The sequence below is a fragment of the Candidatus Pantoea bituminis genome (assembly GCF_018842675.1).
Taxonomy (GTDB): domain Bacteria; phylum Pseudomonadota; class Gammaproteobacteria; order Enterobacterales; family Enterobacteriaceae; genus Pantoea; species Pantoea phytostimulans.
On sequence record NZ_JAGTWO010000004.1, the window covers coordinates 3375120 to 3394422 of the forward strand.

The window sequence follows — 19303 nt, forward strand, 5'->3', positions numbered from 1 at the left end:
ATACTAAGATTTGGTACCGAGGACGGGACTTGAACCCGTAAGCCCAATCGGGCACTACCACCTCAAGGTAGCGTGTCTACCAATTCCACCACCTCGGCACTTTTCAGACCGCAACGTGAATCAGTTGCGTCGCAAGCGTTGACGAATTTACTTAGGAATATCGTTACCCGGCGTTGCCGGTTGCGCTGGCTGTTCAGTCTGCTGAGACTGCGCTGGCGCAGAAAGATTTTCCCACTCGCTTCCTTTCGAAGTTTTATTGCTGTTCAAATTACCCAGAACCAAGCTGATGATGAAGAACAATGCCGCTAAGATGCCAGTCATACGAGTCATGAAGTTTCCTGACCCATTTGAACCAAACAACGTACCGGATGCGCCTGCACCGAATGAGGCTCCCATATCAGCGCCTTTGCCTTGCTGCAGCATGATCATACCCACGAGGGCGATAGCTACAATAAGGAAAACAACTAAAAGAGCTTCGTACATATTCAACCTGTTCCTTGCACGGTAATCGTACAGTTAAAGCTTCAACCAGTATTGATGGGATATCTCGTCATCACCCATCAGAAGCGGGTGTGAATACTAACCAAAGGCGCATACCTCTGCAAGTGCAATTTGCAACAGACACGCTGATTGCAGAAAAAAGCGCCATCCCGGTGATTTTACAGGCGGTTCGGCCTATTGCCGACCGCCTTTAAACAGCTTAAACAGCCTTCACTTGATCGGCGATACGATTGGCTAATTCAATTACCTGTGCCTCGTTTTCACCTTCAACCATGACGCGAATCAGAGGTTCAGTTCCTGATTTACGGAGCAATACGCGACCACGTCCAGCCAGGGCTTTTTCCACTTCTACGGTTACCGCTTTCACTGCTTCGCTTTCCAGCGGATCGTGTTCACCCGTAAAGCGTACATTGACTAATACCTGAGGCAGCATTTTCATACCGCTGCACAAATCGTGCAGGCTCATATGGTTACGCACCATTGCAGTGAGTACTTGCAAACTTGCTACGATGCCATCACCCGTCGTGGTTTTATCCAGCAAAATGACATGACCAGAGTTCTCTGCTCCTAAGCGCCAGCCTTTTTCCTGCATTTTTTCCAGCACATAGCGGTCACCGACTTTAGCCCGAACAAAAGGAATGCCTAACTGCTTAAGCGCCAACTCTAAGCCCATATTACTCATCAGCGTGCCGACTACACCGCCGCGCAATTGGCCTTGACGCAAGCCTTCACGCGCGATGATGTAGAGAATCTGGTCGCCATCCACTTTTTCGCCAAGATGATCAACCATCATGATGCGATCGCCGTCGCCGTCATAGGCTAAGCCGATGTCCGCTTTTTCGGCGAGTACACGCTGCTGAAGCATTTTCAGATCGGTCGCGCCGCACTCTTTGTTGATGTTCATCCCATCCGGCTGGGTGGCAATAGCAATAACCGTCGCACCCAATTCGCGCAATACGTTAGGAGCAATGTGATACGTCGCGCCATTCGCGCAATCCACCACAATTTTCAGTCCGTTGAGATTGAGTTCGCTTGGAAAGGTGCCTTTGCAAAATTCAATGTAACGTCCGGCAGCATCGACAATACGGCTAGCGCGCCCTAATGCAGCTGACTCGACACAAGTAATCGGCTTTTCCATTTCTAATTCAATGGCTTCCTCTACTTCGTCAGGCAATTTAGTGCCCTCAGATGAGAAAAATTTAATGCCATTATCGTCAAAAGGATTATGCGACGCGGAGATCACAATGCCAGCTTCGGCACGAAAAGTGCGAGTCAGATAAGCGATGGCGGGCGTAGGCATTGGCCCTGTAAAGGCTGCGGATAATCCTGCCGCGGCTAAACCCGCTTCTAATGCTGATTCCAGCATGTAACCAGAAATACGCGTATCTTTGCCGATAATAATTTTTTTGAGCCGTGTCGCGCCAGCACTTTACCGGCCGCCCAGCCCAATTTCAGTACAAAATCAGGTGTAATAGGTGCTTCACCCACTTTGCCGCGAATGCCATCTGTACCGAAATATTTACGATTACTCATGCCTAATTATCCTTTTGCTCTACGCGTTGCTTCAACTACGCGCATCGCTTCGACAGTTTCTTTGACGTCATGTACGCGAATGATTTGTGCGCCTTGCATAGCAGCAATGACCGCACAGGCGAGGCTACCCGTTAAACGTTGGCCAGGACCGACATTTAATAATTGGCCAATCATCGATTTACGCGACATACCCACCAATAGCGGTAAACCAAAATGGTGATAATCGCTAAGGTGAGCCAGCAGCTCATAGTTGTGGCTCAGATTTTTACCGAAACCAAAGCCTGGGTCGAGTATCAGATTCTCTTTTTTAATCCCTGCGGCTTCACAGCGTGCGATCTGATTAACGAAGTAAGCGTCTACTTCGCTTAAAATGTTTTCATATTCTGGTGCCTGCTGCATAGTACGCGGCTCGCCCTGCATGTGCATCAGACACACAGGTAGTCCCGTTTCAGCCGCCGCTTCAAGTGCACCCGGTTCAGATAATGAACGAATGTCATTGATGATGTGAACCCCTACACGTGCAGATTCACGAATAACTTCAGGTTTTGAGGTATCGACTGAAATCCAAACTTCAAAACGCTGGGCAATCGCTTCAACAACCGGAATAACACGCTCCAGCTCTTCTTCAACACTGACTTCATCTGCGCCGGGACGTGTCGATTCTCCACCAACATCAATAATGGTGGCACCTGCATTGACCATTTCGTTGGTATGCGTGAGCGCATCAACCAAGACGTTATGTTTACCGCCATCTGAAAAGGAATCCGGCGTGACATTTAAAATACCCATCACATGGGGAAAAGATAAATCGAGATGGGAATCACGAGCGAACAACTTCATGGCGAAAAACTCCTTGAGTAACAATTTCAGGATATAAAAAACCCCGGACCAGCCGGGGTTTTATTTGACGACGTTACAGCTTATTTGTCGAGCTGCTCTGACATAGTATTGCCAGGATTTGGCGTACGCGGTTCATCAACCGGACGTGGCGCCTTTGGCGTACCGTTGCTGTCAGAATTGCTGCTGCCTGGATCTTCCCAGCCCGCTGGTGGACGCACTTCGCGGCGTGCCATCAGGTCGTCGATCTGTGGTGCATCAATGGTTTCATACTTCATCAGCGCGTCTTTCATCGCATGAAGGATGTCCATGTTTTCACCCAGAATGCGGCGAGCACGTTGGTAGTTGCTGTCAATCAGGTGCTTAACTTCCTGATCAATGATGCGCGCGGTTTCATCAGACATGTGTTTCGCTTTAGCAACTGAACGCCCAAGGAACACTTCACCCTCTTCTTCCGCATACAGCAATGGACCGAGTTTCTCCGAGAAGCCCCACTGTGTAACCATGTTGCGTGCCAGATTTGTCGCGACTTTGATGTCATTCGACGCACCGGTAGAAACACGTTCAGCACCGTAGATAATCTCTTCAGCCAAACGACCGCCGTATAGCGTAGAGATCTGACTTTCCAGTTTCTGACGGCTGGCGCTGATTGCATCGCCTTCCGGTAAGAAGAAGGTCACACCCAACGCGCGGCCACGTGGAATAATTGTTACTTTGTGAACCGGATCGTGTTCTGGAACCAGACGACCAATAATTGCATGGCCTGCTTCATGATATGCGGTTGATTCTTTCTGCGATTCCGTCATCACCATAGAGCGGCGTTCCGCACCCATCATGATTTTGTCTTTCGCTTTTTCGAACTCAACCATCGACACAACACGTTTGTTAGAGCGAGCAGCAAACAGCGCAGCTTCATTCACAAGGTTAGCAAGATCCGCACCGGAGAAGCCTGGCGTACCACGAGCAATGATTGCAGCATCAATATCGGTCGCTAATGGAACGCGACGCATATGTACTTTCAGAATCTGCTCACGTCCACGTACGTCTGGCAAACCAACCACAACCTGACGGTCGAAGCGACCCGGACGCAGCAGCGCTGGGTCAAGCACATCAGGACGGTTAGTTGCTGCGATAACGATAATGCCTTCATTACCTTCGAAACCATCCATCTCAACCAACATCTGGTTAAGCGTCTGCTCACGCTCATCGTGACCGCCGCCTAAACCGGCACCACGTTGACGACCTACAGCATCGATCTCATCGATAAAGATGATGCAAGGTGCAGCTTTCTTCGCTTGCTCAAACATGTCGCGCACACGAGATGCACCCACACCTACGAACATTTCTACGAAGTCAGAACCTGAGATAGTAAAGAAAGGTACTTTAGCTTCACCGGCAATCGCTTTTGCCAACAACGTTTTACCTGTACCTGGCGGGCCAACCATCAAAACGCCTTTCGGAATTTTACCACCCAGTTTTTGGAAGCGGCTTGGTTCGCGCAGGTATTCCACCAGTTCAGCAACTTCTTCCTTCGCTTCATCACAACCAGCGACGTCAGAGAACGTGGTTTTGATCTGATCTTCTGTCAACATGCGGGCTTTGCTTTTGCCAAAGGACATCGCGCCTTTGCCACCGCCGCCCTGCATCTGCCGCATAAAGAAGATCCACACGCCAATCAGTAGCAGCATCGGGAACCACGAAATGAAGATTGAAGCCAACAGGCTCGGTTCTTCCGGCGGTTCGCCAACCACTTTGACGTTTTTGGTCAAGAGGTTATCGAGCAACTTGGGGTCATTGACAGGAATGTAAGTGGTGTATTTATTGCTGTCTTTTTTAACTACGTTAATTTCACGCCCGTTAATACGTGCCTCGCGGACCTGATCCTGGTTCACTTCCGACAGGAAGGTTGAATAATCAACCCTTCGGCCATTCGACTCGCTGGGCCCAAAGCTCTGGAATACAGACATCAGCACGACCGCGATGACTAACCAGAGAATCAGGTTTTTCGCCATGTCACTCAAGGGATTAACCTCATATTACAACGGTGTTAACAGATAGCGTAGGGTACTATATATCCTTCATACATGGAATCGCAGCGATCTAGCCTACTTCTCCAGCAATTTGGTTATAGTTTGCGCCCAGTCGCCACAATGTACACTTCACGCGAACGTGAACGCGAAGCGTCTGGCTTCCGAATTTTCACTTTCGTAAAAAGGGAGCGAATTTCCCGTAGGTATTCATCGAAGCCATCTCCCTGAAACACTTTCACTACAAAGCTGCCGCCGGGTGCCAGGATATCCCGACTCATTTCCAGCGCCAGTTCCACTAAATACATCGACCGGGGAATATCTACGGCAGGTGTACCACTCATGTTAGGTGCCATATCGGACATGACAACCTGGACTTTCTGATCACCAACGCGTTCAAGCAGCGCTTTGATCACCGATTCTTCACGAAAATCACCTTGAAGGAAATCGACACCGACAATCGGATCCATCGGCAGAATATCACAAGCGATGACCCGACCTTTTGCACCTATCTGCTGTACAACGTATTGCGACCAGCCACCGGGTGCTGCACCCAGATCTACCACGGTCATACCGGGTTTGAAAAGCTTGTCACCCTGCTGTATTTCCTCAAGTTTAAACCAGGCGCGCGAGCGCAACCCTTTTTCTGTGCCTGAAGCACATATTTATCGCTAAAGTGTTCCTGGAGCCAGCGGCTAGAACTGGCTGAACGCTTTTTACCCGTCATAATTTTTCCAACTAAATCGTCATCGTAGCGATAAACCTGCACGCAATGGGTTGCGTCGATTTGGCGATATACCCGAGATGGCGGTAGAATGAACCGTTTTCAATCCCTGAGTAAGTAAAAAATACGATGAATCTAAGTACCAAACAAAAACAGCACCTGAAAGGTCTTGCCCATCCGCTCAAGCCGGTCGTGATGATCGGTGGAAATGGCCTTACCGAAGGCGTGCTGGCCGAAATCGAATACGCATTAGGACATCACGAATTGATCAAGGTGAAAATTGCCTCGGAAGATCGTGAAACCAAACTGCTGATCGTTGAAGCAATCGTGCGTGAAACACGCGCCAACAACGTTCAGGTGATCGGCAAAACGCTGGTGCTGTATCGCCCTGCTAAAGAGAGCAAAATTTCTCTGCCACGATAATCGGGCAGTGAAAGTGCCATGCTCTCACATAGGATAAAAGGCCGCAGTGCGGCCTTTTTCCTTTCTTTACATTGTGCTTCTGTGCTTTTCAAAGCGTAGCAACATCTTAAAGGTATTCCACCTTCAGGATTTCATATTCCACATCGCCGCCAGGCGTTTTGATGATAGCAACATCATCGGCCTCTTTACCCACCAGCCCGCGTGCCATTGGCGAGTTCACCGAAATCAGATTTTGTTTAAAATCCGCTTCGTCATCGCCCACAATGCGATAGGTTGACTCTTCATCGGTATCAAGGTTCAGCACGCTAACCGTTGAACCAAAAATCACGCGACCGGTTTTAGGCATTTGGGTGATGTCGATCACCTGTGCATTGGAGAGTTTTGCTTCGATCTCCTGAATGCGGCCTTCACAAAAGCCCTGCTCTTCACGCGCAGCGTGATATTCAGCATTTTCTTTCAAATCGCCATGCTCGCGAGCATCAGCAATCGAGGCGATGATGCGCGGGCGCTTCACGGTTTTCAGCTCGTTCAGCTCTTCGCGCAATCTTTCAGCGCCTCTTAACGTCATCGGAATCTGATTCATTTAAGCTCCTCGTCATCTTTCCTGTTTAACGGTGTCATCCTGACCGGTGATTGCAGAAAAAGCGTTCTGCGACACGTTGTGCCGTTTTGAAAACAAAAGAATCCTGACCCAGATAAGTTTCCAGGCCAGAAAAGGTTTTGCAATTTGATACGTATTTTACCCCAGAGTTCCCTGCGGGTCATCGTTTACTTTGCACCGTCCAGGGACGTAGTATTGACGTCCTCACATGCCAGTTACCGCGAGATTATGCGATTTTCACGACTTGTTACCGGATTAACCTGTGCATTTATGCTGCAGGCACAAGCAGCCCCCGTTGATGAATATATGCAATATTTGCCCGACGGCGCTAATTTGGCGTTGATGGTGCAGAAAATCGGCGCATCAACTCCGATCATCGATTACCACGGCAAGCAAATGGCGTTGCCCGCGAGTACCATGAAAGTGATCACTGCGCTGGCGGCCTTGCTAGAATTAGGCGGCGACTACCGTTTTCAAACCACGTTTGAAACCAAAGGTGCCATTGTTGATGGCACGCTGAACGGCGATTTAGTGGCACGTTTTGCGGGCGATCCTACGCTGAGCCGTCAGGATCTGCGCAATATGGTCGCTGCGTTAAAAAGCAGGGCGTGACGCATATCAAAGGCAATCTGGTGATTGATACTTCGGTGTTTGCCAGCCATGACATGGCACCCGGCTGGCCGTGGAACGATCTCACACAGTGCTTTAGTGCGCCTCCTGCGGCGGCAATAGTGGATAAAAACTGTTTCTCAGTTTCACTTTATAGCGCCAATACGCCAGGCGAGAACGCCTTTGTACGCATCGCTTCTTATTATCCTGCACACATGTTTAGTCAAGTTCGCACCCTTGGCCGCAACAGCGGTGAAGGTCAATATTGTGAACTGGATGTGGTGCCGGGTGAACTGAACCGCTATACCTTAACCGGTTGTATGCGACAGCGCGCAGAACCCCTGCCCCTGGCGTTTGCAGTACAGGATGGTGCAGCCTGGGCTGGCGAAATCTTAAAATCGGAACTGCGTGCAGCGGATATCGATTACAGCGGCCATCTGGTTCGTCAAGCGCAAGCCACGTCGCCAGGCACCGTATTAGCCTCGACGCAATCCGCGCCGCTGCATACGCTGTTGCGCATGATGTTGAAAAAGTCTGACAACATGATTGCCGACACCGTTTTCCGTACCATCGGCCATCACTATTTCAACGTGCCGGGCACTTTCCGTGCGGGTTCAGATGCGATCCGCCGCATCCTGAAGCAGAAAGCCAATATTGATCTGGGCAACAGCATTCAGGTCGACGGATCGGGCTTATCACGCCACGATTTGATTTCGCCAGAAACCATGATGCAGGTGCTGCAATACATCGCCAAGAACGACAATACGTTGGATTACATCTCTATGCTGCCGTTAGCGGGCTACGATGGCACATTGCAATATCGCGGCGGATTACATGAAGCGGGACTGGATGGCAAAGTTTCAGCGAAAACCGGTTCACTGCAAGGCGTGTATAACCTGGCAGGCTTTATAACGACCTCAAGCGGTACGCGTGTGGCTTTCGTGCAATTCCTTTCTGGTTATGCTGTGCCGCCAGAGGATCAACGCCAACGCCGAATTCCGCTGGTGCGTTTCGAGAGCAGGCTATATAGCGATATCAATAAGAACAACTGAGTGAAGTAATACGATCAACGCAGCGGGCTTGCTACCCGCTGCGTTTTTTATTGCGGCTTATTAGAAGTGAGTATTAACACTCACGTAGTACGTACGACCTGACTCGTTATAAGTATTCGCGCCTGCGCCATACATATACGCGCCGGTTGTTTCGTTACCGGTTGTCTGCGCATTCCCTTCGCGGAAATGACGTTTATCGAACAGGTTTTCAATACCCAGCGTCACGCTGGCGTACTTATTGATGTCGTAGGTGCCGCTCATACCAACGATTGAATAAGGACTAACCTGATCCTTCTCACTGCCGGTCACCGCTTCCCCTTTGTAGTTATATTTCTTCGGCGTTTGCGAGCCGTACCACGTTAAGGTTGTTTCCAGCGACAGATCCTGCGTGGCCTGCCAGCTTAGGGAAGAGTTCAAGGTGTATTCAGGAATGATCGACAAGCGATCGCCTGTTTCCTTGTTTTTACTCTGCAGCATATAAGTCAGATTGTTGTTCCACGCCACCGTGTCGGAGAAAGGAATATTCAGCGTGCCCTCTAAACCTTCAACGACCGCTTTCGGTACGTTTTCCCACTTATAGACATCCGTGGTGCCGGAAGTGGACGTTCCGGTCGGCAAATAACCCGCTTCGATTTTGTTGCGATAGTCATTACGGAACCAAGTCACGCCCGCTTGATAACCGTCATGTTTCCACTCCAGCCCAACTTCTTTATTGATGCTGGTTTCGGCACTAAGGTCATCATTCCCCATCAGATAACAGGCACCCGCGCTGGCCGCACAGCCTTGGCCACGGCTATAAAGCACATAATTCGGGTTGGTCTGATACAGGCTTGGCGCTTTATACGCACGCGCAATCCCTAACTTCAGCGTGAAGTCATCACCCAAACCTTGCGACAGATTCAGCGATGGGCTCCAGTTGTCACCCACAATCGAGTGATGATCAAAGCGCAATGCTGGCGTCAGCATCGTGCTGTCTGTCACTTCGATATTATCTTCGGCAAACAGTGAAAAGATTTCAGCCTGCGAATAAGGACTGCGCGTGCCGGTAGATAAACCGTCAATATTGCCACCCGAAAGCGCCTGGCTGTTAGAGGAACCATCTTTCATGCGCTGCTGGTTCCACTCGGTGCCGAAGGTCGCCGTTTGATTAACCAACAACTCAAACGGCACACTGATCTCACTGTGCAGCATCACGTCATCTAACTGAATGGTTGAGAAGCCGTCATCAGAGAAAATGCCCTCTGTTCCGCCCGCCAATCCTTCGTTCATGCGCGAGTTGCGGGTATTTTCATACCGCGCATAGCTACGGGTGCTGATGCCGTTATCCCACGCGCCGGTCCAGGTCACCGCAAAGTTCTGGCGATATAACCGGTTGGTTTCTTCACCATATTTGCTCTGCACCAAGGCACTGGTATTGGTGTTTTGCGTATCGCCTGCATACAGGTTGCCCTGACGGCTATAGCCCGCTTCAAATTCAAGCGCCTGCATGGGAGCGAAAGCCCAGCGCAGCAATGCATTGATATCTTTATTTTCTACGCCTTCACGCCCTGCAGGCACGGTATCTGCATAAGAGCCGGTGCGAAGCGACTGATGGCCTTCGTTAATAAACTGGGCATCAGCCTGAGTTTTCGCGAGTCCGCCATAAAGACGAAAGCTAAAGTCATCGCCTAACGGTCCCATCAAACTGAAGTTGGTGCGTTTGGTCGAGCCTTCTTCTTTATGCTCTGGCGCATTGAAGTAGGTATTCCAGGAGCCGTGCCATGCATTGCTCTCTTTCTTGGTGATGATATTCACCACGCCGCCCGCCGCACCGTTGCCGTAACGTGCCGCAGCCGGACCGCGAATCACTTCGATGTGATCGATCATCTCAGGGGGAACCCAGCTGGTATCGCCGCGCGTATCACGTTCGCCACGCCAGCCAAGGCGTACCGAGTTGCGGCTGGAAACCGGCATGCCATCAACCAAAATCAAGGTATTTTCCGGGCCCATACCGCGAATATCTATCTGGCGGTTGTTGCCGCGCTGGCCGCTGGTAGAGTTCCCGGTGAGGTTAACGCCAGGCATGGTACGGATGATCTCAGAGACATCACGTGCCGGCGGGCGTTTTTTGATTTCGTCAGCGGTAATAGTCGAAACACCTGGGGCTTGCAGCGTCTGTTCTGCTGCATTGACCACCAGCGTGCCATTACTACCGTCAGTGGATGCGTTATCGTCGCTGGATGTGTTTGATTCAGAGGTGGTTTCCGCGGCAAGCGCTGCGGGAACAAAAGATGCGGCTAAACCGATTTCAAGCAAAATGGCTAATGAAAGCCGTGATAATTTCTTCATTTTTTATTTCCTGGATTGCCAACAGCATTGCAACTGCTGGCGCGCCGGTGAAAGGTATTTACCTTGCCTGCAACGCATTCCAGATCTAACCGGGCCGTCCTTTGGAGAACATCGTCTCTTCATTAGAGCAGATGCGGTAGACGGAACGCGCGCGCTCCCCGTAGAGCGGAAACACCCTATTGCAAATGCAAATAATTATCAATAGTATTATTCATAACATTCATGAAAGTAACAACGTGCAGTGATCGGCTGATGGTGTATATGACGTGGTTAAATGAAATGACCGGAAGTGAAGGCTGGTGGCAAGAACAACAACAACGTGGTATTCCCTTCGTTGAGGCCAGTGAAACCGGTGATTGCAACGTCACGTTTTTTGGCGCGACCCGCAAGGTGATGAATCACAGTCATCAACTCAGCGGGTATGGATCAATATTACCGGCGTGACCGATCACCATCAGCAAGCTGCTCCCCCTCTTTAGCGCGCATTCCTGAGACCGATGTCTGGTTCTGGCAAACCACCTTGCCTGCAACCTGGCGCGGCAGCTATTGCCTGATGCCCGATGATCAGGCTGATGCCTTTCAAGGGCAGCCCGACATGCATACGCTACGCAACTGGTGGCGCGATAAATTCCCTACGGCACAAATCGATTCGCTCAATCCTTTGCGCGGTTGGTCAGGTGGACGTGGCATGGGCGTTTCTCCGCTGCATCTGCCGCACTCACCGAATCAGGATGACTGGCGCGCCGTTGATGAAGGCCTTGCGCCCATACTGCCGTTGCAGCATCACATCTGGCGCAGTGAACGGCTGGGCAATGAACGCTCAATTTGGCTATACACCACAGGCGATACGTCTGTTGAACACCGTCCGTTGGCGCTGCTTTTAGATGGCCAGTTTTGGGCACATACCATGCCTGTTGCGGGGCCGTTACAGCAGCTTACCGATGCGGGCGAGTTGCCTGCTGCGGTCTATGTGATGATTGATATCATTGATCGCGAGCACCGCACCCAGGAACTCCCTTGTAACGCCGACTTTTGGCTGGCGATTCAAGAGGAGCTGCTGCCCCAAATACAGCAATGGGCCGCCTATTCTCATGAAGCGGCTGACACGGTTATTGTCGGACAAAGCTTCGGCGGCCTCTCATCGGTTTACGCCACGTTGAGCTGGCCAGAAACCTTTGGTGCCGCCGTCAGCTTATCGGGTTCCTTTGGTGGCCAGAACGCGGTAAGGCCAACGGCTGGCTGCCACAGCAATTGCAGCAAGGTTTATTGGCTGCGCCACCGCGCCGTTTTTACCTGGAAGCGGGCAAGCGCGAGCGCCTGATATTGGCAGCAAACCAACAACTTCAAAGTGACCTGACTCAATGTGGACATCAGGTCGACTATCACCCGGTCGAAGGCGGTCACGATGCGCTGTGCTGGCGCGGTGGCCTGCTGAATGGACTGAAAGCAATGTGGCAACACCGGTAATCCGCTTATCTCGCTCGCCTTTTATGAGCAGGAGACAGACATGCAACATCTCAACCCATTTGACGATCCCCAGCAGGATTGTCATGTGCTAAAAAATGCGCAGCAACAATACAGTTTATGGCCCGCCTTCAATGCGATTCCCGCAGGATGGCAAACCGTATTCGGCCCGCAACCGCAAGCAGCCTGCCTGCATTGGTTAAACGAAAACTGGCACGACATCCGTCCGGTTACCGAAAACCCAAACCGGAGCGACGATGTCTGAAACCCTGATGAGCCGAAATCCTACTGAACATATCACTCTGCCGCTGGTCGCTGCGCAGCCTGGCATCTGGATTGCCGATCAGCTGTCGAAACACCACAACGCTTACGCGGTCGCACACTTTGTTGAGCTGCGCGGCGAGCTAAACAGTGCCATGCTGGCCAAGGCCATTGTCGCTGGCATGAAAGAAGCGGATACGCTGAATATGGCGTTTGGCGAGCAAGATGGCGAGCCACAGCAGTGGTCTTCTCCGCAGACCTTTAGTGAACCCAATGTCATCGATTTACGTCACGAAACCGATCCCGCAGCAGCAGCTCGCGCCTTGATGCATCAGGATATGTCTGGCGATTTGCGTGTGTTAAGCGGTGCGCCCTTGTGGCATCACAGCCTGATGCGTCTTGGCGATCAGCATTGGTATTGGTATCAGCGCTATCATCATCTGGTTGTTGATGGTTTTAGCTTTACTGCTTTGACGCGTCGTATCGCCAATCTTTATACCGCTGGGCAACGTAACGAAGCGCCGGAACCCACGCCGTTTGTGCCCTTCAGTGAAGTGGTTGAGGAGTATCAGCGTTACCAGCAATCGGCGACCTGGCAGCGCGACCGTGAATTCTGGCGGGAAAAAGGGGCTCAGCTTCCGCCACCCGCCTCGCTGGCCGCACAGCCGCTGGCAGGGCAAAGTGCCAGCACCGATCTGCTGCGTCTGGAACTGGCGCTGGATCGCCCTTCTTTCCAGACGTTGTTGTCACATACGCAGCAACATAATCTCAACGCCGCGGATACCGCTTTTGCGCTGGTCGCGCTCTGGCTGGCACGCCTGAGCGGACAAAATGATTTTGCCGCTGGCTTTATTTTTATGCGCCGTATCGGATCGGCCGCGCTGTGCGCCACCGGCCCGGTGATCAATGTGCTGCCGATGGCAGTGCATTACGATCCTACACAACCGTTGATCACACTGGCGACACAGCTCGCGAAAGAAGTAAAAAAGATGCGCCGTCACCAACGCTTTGATGCTGAGCAGGTGCAGCGCGATCTGGGTCGCCTTGGCGATACCGATCCGCTTTATGGCCCGGTGATCAATCTCAAAATGTTCGATTACCAGCTGGATTTCGCTGGCATTGAAGGCGTCACGCATCAGCTCGCTTCTGGCCCGGTTCGCGATCTTGAGATCGCCATTTACATCAGCGAGAAAGGTGACTTAACCCTTGAACTGTTGGCCAATGCTGAACGCTACAGTGAAAGCACGCTGAAACAGCACCTCAATCGCTTCACTTTACTGTTGAACCAACTCGCTACACAGCCAGATCGCGCCTGCGGTGAACTGAATCTGCTCACACCCGATGAAAATCTACAGCTGGCAGATATCAATCAAACTACTGTGACGCTGCCCGCTGAAACCTTAAGCAGCCTGCTGATCAAGCAGGCACAGCGTACGCCGCATGCACCCGCGCTGGCCGATAACCTGCACAACCTAAATTATCAGGAGATGCAGCAACAGGTTCAGGCGCTGGCCAGTGAACTGATCGCTAAAGGCGTTCAGCGCGGTGACATCGTCGCCGTGGCGTTGCCGCGCTCTGTGTTTCTATCGCTGGCGCTACAGGCAATTGTTAGCGTTGGCGCCGCGTATTTGCCGCTGGATACCGGCTATCCAGACGATCGTTTGCAGATGATGTTAGAAGATGCCGCACCGAAAACGCTGCTAACCAGCCGCGATCTGGCCCAGCGCCTGGCCGCGATTTCTCCCGTAGAACCGATGTTCTACGATGCACTTTGGCTCCGGTTGCTGAAATCACCTCTCTCTTGCCGCATCCGCAAGATGGCGCTTACATCATCTATACCTCCGGTTCTACCGGTCGTCCGAAAGGGGTTTTGGTCGGGCATGAAGCGATCGTCAACCGCCTGCTATGGATGCAGGATCACTATCCGCTGACCGCTGACGACGTGGTGTTACAAAAAACCCCGAGCAGCTTTGATGTTTCCGTGTGGGAGTTTTTCTGGCCGCTGCTGGTGGGCGCGCAATTAGTGATGGCCCCACCCGATGCGCATCGCGATCCCGAAGCGCTGCAACACCTGTTCGCACGCCACCGCGTTACCACCACGCACTTCGTTCCTTCAATGTTAGCGGCCTTTGTCGCTTCGCTGCAGGATGATAAAGCAGTAGCGCAATGTGCCAGCCTGCGGCGTGTTTTTTGCAGTGGCGAGGCGCTGCCTGCGGAGCTGTCGCGCCAATGGCAAGCGCTTACTCAAGTTGAGTTGCATAATTTATACGGTCCAACCGAAGCCGCCGTTGATGTCAGTTACTATCCTGCTTTTGGCGCAGAACTGGCGGCAGTCCAGGGTGCCAGCGTGCCGATTGGCTTCCCGGTGTGGAACACCGGTTTACGCATTCTTGATGCGCGCTTGCAGCCGGTGCCGCCAGGCGTAGCCGGTGATCTTTACCTGACTGGCGTGCAGTTGGCGCACGGTTATCTTGATCGCCCTGATCTTACTGCCAGCCGTTTTGTCGCCGATCCTTACGGCAACGGCACGCGGATGTATCGCACCGGCGACGTAGCACGCTGGCTGGAAAACGGCGCGGTGGAATATCTGGGCCGCAGCGACGATCAGCTAAAGATTCGTGGTCAACGTATTGAACTGAATGAGATCGATCATGCGATGGCGGCATTACCCGGCGTGGAGCAAGCGGTGACACATGCCGTGGTGCTGGGCAATGCCATTCAGCAAGGCGATGCGCGACAGTTGGTGGGATATGTCGTTGCGGATCACCCGATTGACAGCGAGGCGATGCGCGCCGCCCTCGCCGCTCATCTGCCCGCGCACATGGTGCCGGTGGCGATGGTTCAACTTGACGCTTTCCCGCTGAGCAGCAACGGCAAGCTCGATCGCAAAGCGCTGCCAATGCCGCAAAGCCAGGCTGCAGCCGCAGGTCGTGCGCCGCATCCCGGCCTGGAAACCACGTTGGCCGCTGCTTTCTCCGCCTTGCTTGAGCGTGACAATATCAGCGCACAGGATGACTTTTTGCTCTGGGCGGCCATTCACTGCTGGCGATGCGCCTTGCAGCGCAACTGCGCCGTAGCCTGAACCTGCCGGTTTCGGTTGGCCAAGTAATGGTGGCTTCAACGGTAGAAAAACTCGCTGCGCTGTTAAGCAGTGAGGAAGATGCGGGTCGCGCCGGATTTGAAGCCGTATTGCCGTTACGTAAAGGCGATGGCCCAACGCTGTTCTGCTTCCATCCCGCTTCCGGTTTTGCCTGGCAGTTCAGCGTGCTGCAACGCTATCTGGATGCGCGCTGGTCGTTGATGGGCATTCAATCGCCGGATATCGATAGTCCGTTGAATCAGGCTCAGCATCTTGATGCGGTCTGCGATGCACATCTGGCCACGCTTCGTCAGCAGCAACCTCACGGCCCTTACTATTTCATCGGTTATTCGCTAGGTGGCACGCTGGCGCAAGGCATTGCTGCGCGTCTCGAAGCGCTTGGCGAAAAAGTGGCGTTCCTTGGCCTGCTCGATACCTGGCCACCCGAAACACAGAACTGGGATGAGAAGCGCGGTGAAAATGTCCTGGATCCGGCGGTGCTGGAGGAGGTAAACCGCGAGCGTGAACAGTTTATCGCTGCGCAGCGTCAGCAGGCAGGCGAAGGGATGGAAGCGATGTTTAACACTATCGAAGCCAACTACGCCAGTTCAGTACGTTTGCTGGCGACGGCACGCAGTATCCGTTTCAACGGTCGCGCCACGCTGTTCCTCGCAGAACAAACGCAGCAGCCGGGACAAGATGCCACTCGTGCCTGGTCGCCGTATGTTGCGGAGCTGGAGATCTGGCCGATGGATTGTGCGCACGTTGATATCATCTCGCCACGCATGTTTGAGCAGATTGGGCCGCGCTTGCAGCGGTTACTGGCGGCGCTCTGACAATGACGTACTAAAAACACAGGGCGTCATCACCGCCCTGTGTTGTTTCTGGCATGGTGTTTTTGTTTTTTCTCTGGGTCATTGCTTCTGGTTTTTTGGCCTGAATACGTCAGTGGCCCACACACGCACTGTCCGTTGAAATCTGTTTACGTGCGTGACCGACCCAGCGGTACAATCATTGGCGTATGCGCGACCGGATCATCAACAATCATGCAGCGCAGTCCATAAATCGATTCAATCAACGCAGGTGTAATGATTTCGCTGGGTTTGCCTTCCGCGATAATGCGCCCATGGCGCATCGCAATCAGATGGGTGGCGTAACGGCACGCCTGATTAAGATCGTGCAGTACCACCACCAGCGTGCGGCCATGCTGCTGATTCAAATCCTGCATTAACTCTAATAATTCAATCTGATGGGTGATATCCAACCAGGTTGTCGGCTCATCCAGCAGCAGCAGCGGCGTTTGCTGGGCCAGCACCATCGCAATCCACACGCGCTGCCGCTGACCGCCAGAAAGTGTATCTACCTGCTGATTAGCCAAATCTGCGACACCGGTTGCCAGCATCGCTTGCTGCACCGCTGCTTCATCTTCGTCACGCCAGCGACCAAATAAGGCTTGATGTGGATAACGCCCACGCGCCACCAGCTCATTGACGCTGATCCCGGCGGGTGCATTAGAGCTTTGCGGCAACAAGCCCAACCGTCGCGCGACCTCTTTAGTGGCATAACGCGCAATGGCTTCGCCATCCAGCATGACCTGCCCTTTCAGCGGTGCAGTCAAACGACTTAAGGTGCGTAACAGCGTGGATTTACCGCAGGCGTTGGGGCCAATAATCACTGTTAATTCGCCATCAGGAATGGCTACCGAGAGATTTTCGGCCACGATTTTCTTATCGTAGCCCAGCGTGAGTGCATCACCTTGTAACCTGGATGTGCCTGTCATTGGCGTCGCGCCTCCCGTATCAGTAAGGCAATCAGATAAAGTCCGCCAAGGCTGACCGTAATCACGCCAACCGGCAACTGGTAAGGCAAGAAAAAGTGCTGTGCGGCGTAATCTGCTGCCGTCAGCAATAGCGCGCCACACAATGCCGCCAGAGGCAAAGCGCCTTTCACGCCGCCCGACAAACGGCGGGCAATTTGCGGTGCCAACAGGGCGATAAACGAGATAGGTCCCACCAATGCAGTAGACGCGGCCGTTAGCACTACGCCGATCAACATCAGCCAGATGCGGCTGCGTTCGACCGGCACGCCCAGCGCACAAGCGGTATCGTCACCCATTTCCAGCAGGCGCATGCGCCGTGCTAATAAGGCGGTTGCTACCATTGCCAACAGCAATACGAGGATAACAGGCGTCGTTTTGGCCCAGGTAATGCCGTTGAGCGATCCGGCGCTCCATAAACCGGCGCTGAGTGCGGCTTCCAGCGAAGCGCTGATGATCAGCCAGCTGTTCAGCGCCATTAATAAGGCGCGCACGCTGATTCCGACAATGATTAACCGAAAGGTATCAACACCGTTTCGCCAGGCAAACAGATACACCACGCCAGCAGTGATCAAGCCACCCAGCAGCGCGGCCAACGTCATGCCTTCGATGTTCTGTTGAAACAGCACCAGCGCCACCAATACGCCGCTGTAAGCGCCAGTGTTAAAGCCGAGAATATCGGGACTGCCCAGCGGATTGCGCAGAAGAGACTGGAAAATCGCGCCGCTGACGCCAAGTGCCGCGCCAATCAACAGCGCCATCAACACGCGTGGCATGCGCCATTCGATCACGATTAACTGGATATTGCGTGCTGCATCGCCATTAATCACTTGCCACAGCTGCTCAGCGGAAATCGGTAAGGTCCCGCGCGTTACGCCTAAAAAGGCCAGCAACAGGCATGCGATCAGCAGGACAATGCTATTGATCATCATCCGACTCATATTTGCCCTCTTCCCAGTTTGCGTCGTACTAACACAATCAACATGGGTGCGCCAAGAATCGCGGTAACAATCGAAACACGCAATTCACCCGGTACCGCTATGCGGCCCAGAATATCGGCCGCGAGCAGCAGGCAAGGCGTCATCAATAAAGTGGCTGGCAGCAGCCAGCGGTGATCGTTGCCCACCAGCCAGCGCGCTAAATGAGGCGTCATCAATCCAACGAACGCAATCGGCCCAACGGCAGCGGTTGCTGCCCCGCTGAGCAGCGCAATTGCCAGCAGTCCAAACAGTTGCGTGCGTGCCACGCGCGTGCCCAGCGCGGTCGCCATATCACCGCCCATGCTCAGGCTATTTAAGGATCGTGCCAGAAGCAGCGCCACGGCACAGCCAATCACAACCGCAGGAAAGGTGGTTTTCAGGACAGAGAAGTTGCGGATATCGAGCGAGCCGCTGTGCCAAAAGCGCAGATGATCGTAGATTTCAGGATTCAGCAACGATAAGCCGGAGGTCAAGCCTTCAAGCACTGCGCCGAGCGCCACGCCCGCCAGCGTCAGGCGAACCGGGTTCACGCGGCCGCCGCCGAGCGCGCCCGTTAAGGCCACCAGCAAAGAGGCGATCAGCGCACCGGCAAAAGCAAAGCCGAGCCAGTCCAGCGGTGAATCTGCGCCAAACAGCGCTATGCCAATCACCACGGCAAAGCCCGCGCCAGCGTTAACCCCCAGAATACCGGGATCGGCGAGCGGATTACGCGTCAGGCTCTGCATCAAAGCGCCAGCAATGCCCAGCGCAACTCCCGCTAATAAGCCCGCCAGGGTTCGCGGCAAGCGCGCATCACGTACTATTACGCAGTCGGCGCTGGTGCAGCTTGAAAACAGCGCGTGCGTGACATCATGTAAAGCAATGGATTTTGCTCCCAGCATTAAACTGAGCGCAAGAAGCAGCAACAGCAGCATCCCTGAACCTGCTATCGCACGGAGTTGGCGCATAACGTTTTAAACCTTCACTGATCAACGACACTGCGGGCAAGCCACTTTGATAATGATACTTATTATCGTTATTACTCGTATTTTTGTATGTTACCATGACTTATTCACTCAATGACGAGGA

General features: G+C 52.9%; 13 protein-coding genes, 1 tRNA gene and 4 pseudogenes. 7 read left to right on the forward strand and 11 right to left on the reverse strand.

Annotated elements, in window-relative coordinates; all coding sequences use genetic code 11:
• Positions 1 to 11: 11 nt before the first annotated feature.
• The 6 genes and pseudogenes from KQP84_RS19650 to rlmE all read right to left on the reverse strand — a co-directional run bounded on the left by KQP84_RS19650 (position 12) and on the right by rlmE (position 5625).
• Positions 12 to 98, reverse strand: a tRNA-Leu gene (locus KQP84_RS19650).
• 49 nt (positions 99 to 147) lie between these two features.
• Complete coding sequence (gene secG / locus KQP84_RS19655; RefSeq protein WP_215848349.1) at positions 148 to 483, reverse strand: preprotein translocase subunit SecG; 336 nt, start codon at positions 481 to 483, stop codon at positions 148 to 150.
• Between the two features lie 217 nt (positions 484 to 700).
• A pseudogene (gene glmM / locus KQP84_RS19660) lies at positions 701 to 2034 on the reverse strand (phosphoglucosamine mutase).
• Positions 2035 to 2040: 6 nt separating this feature from the next.
• Positions 2041 to 2874, reverse strand: a complete 834-nt coding sequence (gene folP, locus KQP84_RS19665) for a dihydropteroate synthase (RefSeq protein WP_215847794.1) — start codon at positions 2872 to 2874, stop codon at positions 2041 to 2043.
• Positions 2875 to 2954: 80 nt separating this feature from the next.
• The gene (gene ftsH, locus KQP84_RS19670) at positions 2955 to 4883 is read right to left on the reverse strand and encodes an ATP-dependent zinc metalloprotease FtsH (protein ID WP_215847795.1); all 1929 of its coding nucleotides are present in this window, start codon (positions 4881 to 4883) and stop codon (positions 2955 to 2957) included.
• A 113-nt stretch (positions 4884 to 4996) separates the two neighbouring features.
• Positions 4997 to 5625, reverse strand: a pseudogene (gene rlmE, locus KQP84_RS19675) (23S rRNA (uridine(2552)-2'-O)-methyltransferase RlmE).
• Positions 5626 to 5751: 126 nt separating this feature from the next.
• On the opposite strand from rlmE, the gene yhbY reads away from it, so the two are divergent.
• Positions 5752 to 6045, forward strand: a complete 294-nt coding sequence (yhbY, locus tag KQP84_RS19680) for a ribosome assembly RNA-binding protein YhbY (protein WP_215847796.1) — start codon at positions 5752 to 5754, stop codon at positions 6043 to 6045.
• A 106-nt stretch (positions 6046 to 6151) separates the two neighbouring features.
• Here the strand turns inward: yhbY and greA are convergent, their stop codons facing one another.
• Complete coding sequence (gene greA, locus KQP84_RS19685) at positions 6152 to 6628, reverse strand: transcription elongation factor GreA (protein ID WP_215847797.1); 477 nt, start codon at positions 6626 to 6628, stop codon at positions 6152 to 6154.
• A gap of 246 nt (positions 6629 to 6874) precedes the next feature.
• Between greA and dacB the strand changes: the two are divergent.
• Positions 6875 to 8307: pseudogene (gene dacB, locus KQP84_RS19690) on the forward strand (serine-type D-Ala-D-Ala carboxypeptidase).
• Positions 8308 to 8367: 60 nt separating this feature from the next.
• Here the strand turns inward: dacB and KQP84_RS19695 are convergent.
• Entirely contained in the window at positions 8368 to 10635 is a 2268-nt protein-coding gene (locus KQP84_RS19695) for a TonB-dependent siderophore receptor (protein WP_215847798.1), read from the reverse strand.
• Between the two features lie 356 nt (positions 10636 to 10991).
• Here KQP84_RS19695 and KQP84_RS26280 point away from each other — a divergent pair, with 356 nt between their 5' ends.
• The 5 genes and pseudogenes from KQP84_RS26280 (at position 10992) to KQP84_RS19710 (ending at position 16275) form a co-directional block, all read left to right on the forward strand.
• On the forward strand, positions 10992 to 11114 hold the full coding sequence (locus KQP84_RS26280; protein ID WP_370661491.1) for an enterochelin esterase domain-containing protein: 123 nt from the start codon (positions 10992 to 10994) through the stop codon (positions 11112 to 11114).
• On the forward strand, positions 11057 to 11956 hold the full coding sequence (fes, locus tag KQP84_RS19700; RefSeq protein ID WP_373276620.1) for an enterochelin esterase: 900 nt from the start codon (positions 11057 to 11059) through the stop codon (positions 11954 to 11956). Before KQP84_RS26280 ends, fes begins: the two co-directional genes overlap by 58 nt.
• 2 nt (positions 11957 to 11958) lie before the next feature.
• On the forward strand, positions 11959 to 12102 hold the full coding sequence (locus KQP84_RS26370; RefSeq protein ID WP_373276621.1) for a hypothetical protein: 144 nt from the start codon (positions 11959 to 11961) through the stop codon (positions 12100 to 12102).
• Positions 12103 to 12142: 40 nt separating this feature from the next.
• Positions 12143 to 12364 (forward strand): MbtH family protein, encoded by a 222-nt coding sequence (locus tag KQP84_RS19705; RefSeq protein WP_215847799.1) that lies wholly within the window; start codon positions 12143 to 12145, stop codon positions 12362 to 12364.
• Positions 12357 to 16275 (forward strand): annotated as a pseudogene (locus tag KQP84_RS19710) (enterobactin synthase subunit F). Before KQP84_RS19705 ends, KQP84_RS19710 begins: the two are co-directional and overlap by 8 nt.
• 146 nt (positions 16276 to 16421) lie before the next feature.
• Here the strand turns inward: KQP84_RS19710 and KQP84_RS19715 are convergent.
• From KQP84_RS19715 to fepD, 3 genes are read right to left on the reverse strand one after another with little or no spacing between them, the layout of a single operon-like run.
• Positions 16422 to 17219, reverse strand: coding sequence for an ATP-binding cassette domain-containing protein (locus tag KQP84_RS19715; protein WP_215847800.1), 798 nt, complete (start codon positions 17217 to 17219; stop codon positions 16422 to 16424).
• A complete protein-coding gene (gene fepG / locus KQP84_RS19720; RefSeq protein WP_215847801.1) occupies positions 17216 to 18196 on the reverse strand; it encodes an iron-enterobactin ABC transporter permease in 981 nt (326 codons plus the stop codon). The genes KQP84_RS19715 and fepG overlap by 4 nt, the downstream gene beginning before the upstream one ends.
• Positions 18193 to 19182 (reverse strand): Fe(3+)-siderophore ABC transporter permease, encoded by a 990-nt coding sequence (fepD, locus tag KQP84_RS19725; RefSeq protein ID WP_215847802.1) that lies wholly within the window; start codon positions 19180 to 19182, stop codon positions 18193 to 18195. Before fepD ends, fepG begins: the two co-directional genes overlap by 4 nt.
• Positions 19183 to 19303 lie beyond the last annotated feature (121 nt).

What these genes read in the sequence shown, in the direction of transcription:
- secG (WP_215848349.1), bottom strand. Translation starts at nt 483, where the DNA reads ATGTACGAAGCTCTTTTAGTTGTTTTCCTTATTGTAGCTATCGCCCTC.
- folP (WP_215847794.1), bottom strand. Translation starts at nt 2,874, where the DNA reads ATGAAGTTGTTCGCTCGTGATTCCCATCTCGATTTATCTTTTCCCCAT.
- ftsH (WP_215847795.1), bottom strand. Translation starts at nt 4,883, where the DNA reads ATGGCGAAAAACCTGATTCTCTGGTTAGTCATCGCGGTCGTGCTGATG.
- yhbY (WP_215847796.1), top strand. Translation starts at nt 5,752, where the DNA reads ATGAATCTAAGTACCAAACAAAAACAGCACCTGAAAGGTCTTGCCCAT.
- greA (WP_215847797.1), bottom strand. Translation starts at nt 6,628, where the DNA reads ATGAATCAGATTCCGATGACGTTAAGAGGCGCTGAAAGATTGCGCGAA.
- KQP84_RS19695 (WP_215847798.1), bottom strand. Translation starts at nt 10,635, where the DNA reads ATGAAGAAATTATCACGGCTTTCATTAGCCATTTTGCTTGAAATCGGT.
- fes (WP_373276620.1), top strand. Translation starts at nt 11,057, where the DNA reads ATGGATCAATATTACCGGCGTGACCGATCACCATCAGCAAGCTGCTCC.
- KQP84_RS19705 (WP_215847799.1), top strand. Translation starts at nt 12,143, where the DNA reads ATGCAACATCTCAACCCATTTGACGATCCCCAGCAGGATTGTCATGTG.
- KQP84_RS19715 (WP_215847800.1), bottom strand. Translation starts at nt 17,219, where the DNA reads ATGACAGGCACATCCAGGTTACAAGGTGATGCACTCACGCTGGGCTAC.
- fepG (WP_215847801.1), bottom strand. Translation starts at nt 18,196, where the DNA reads ATGAGTCGGATGATGATCAATAGCATTGTCCTGCTGATCGCATGCCTG.
- fepD (WP_215847802.1), bottom strand. Translation starts at nt 19,182, where the DNA reads ATGCGCCAACTCCGTGCGATAGCAGGTTCAGGGATGCTGCTGTTGCTG.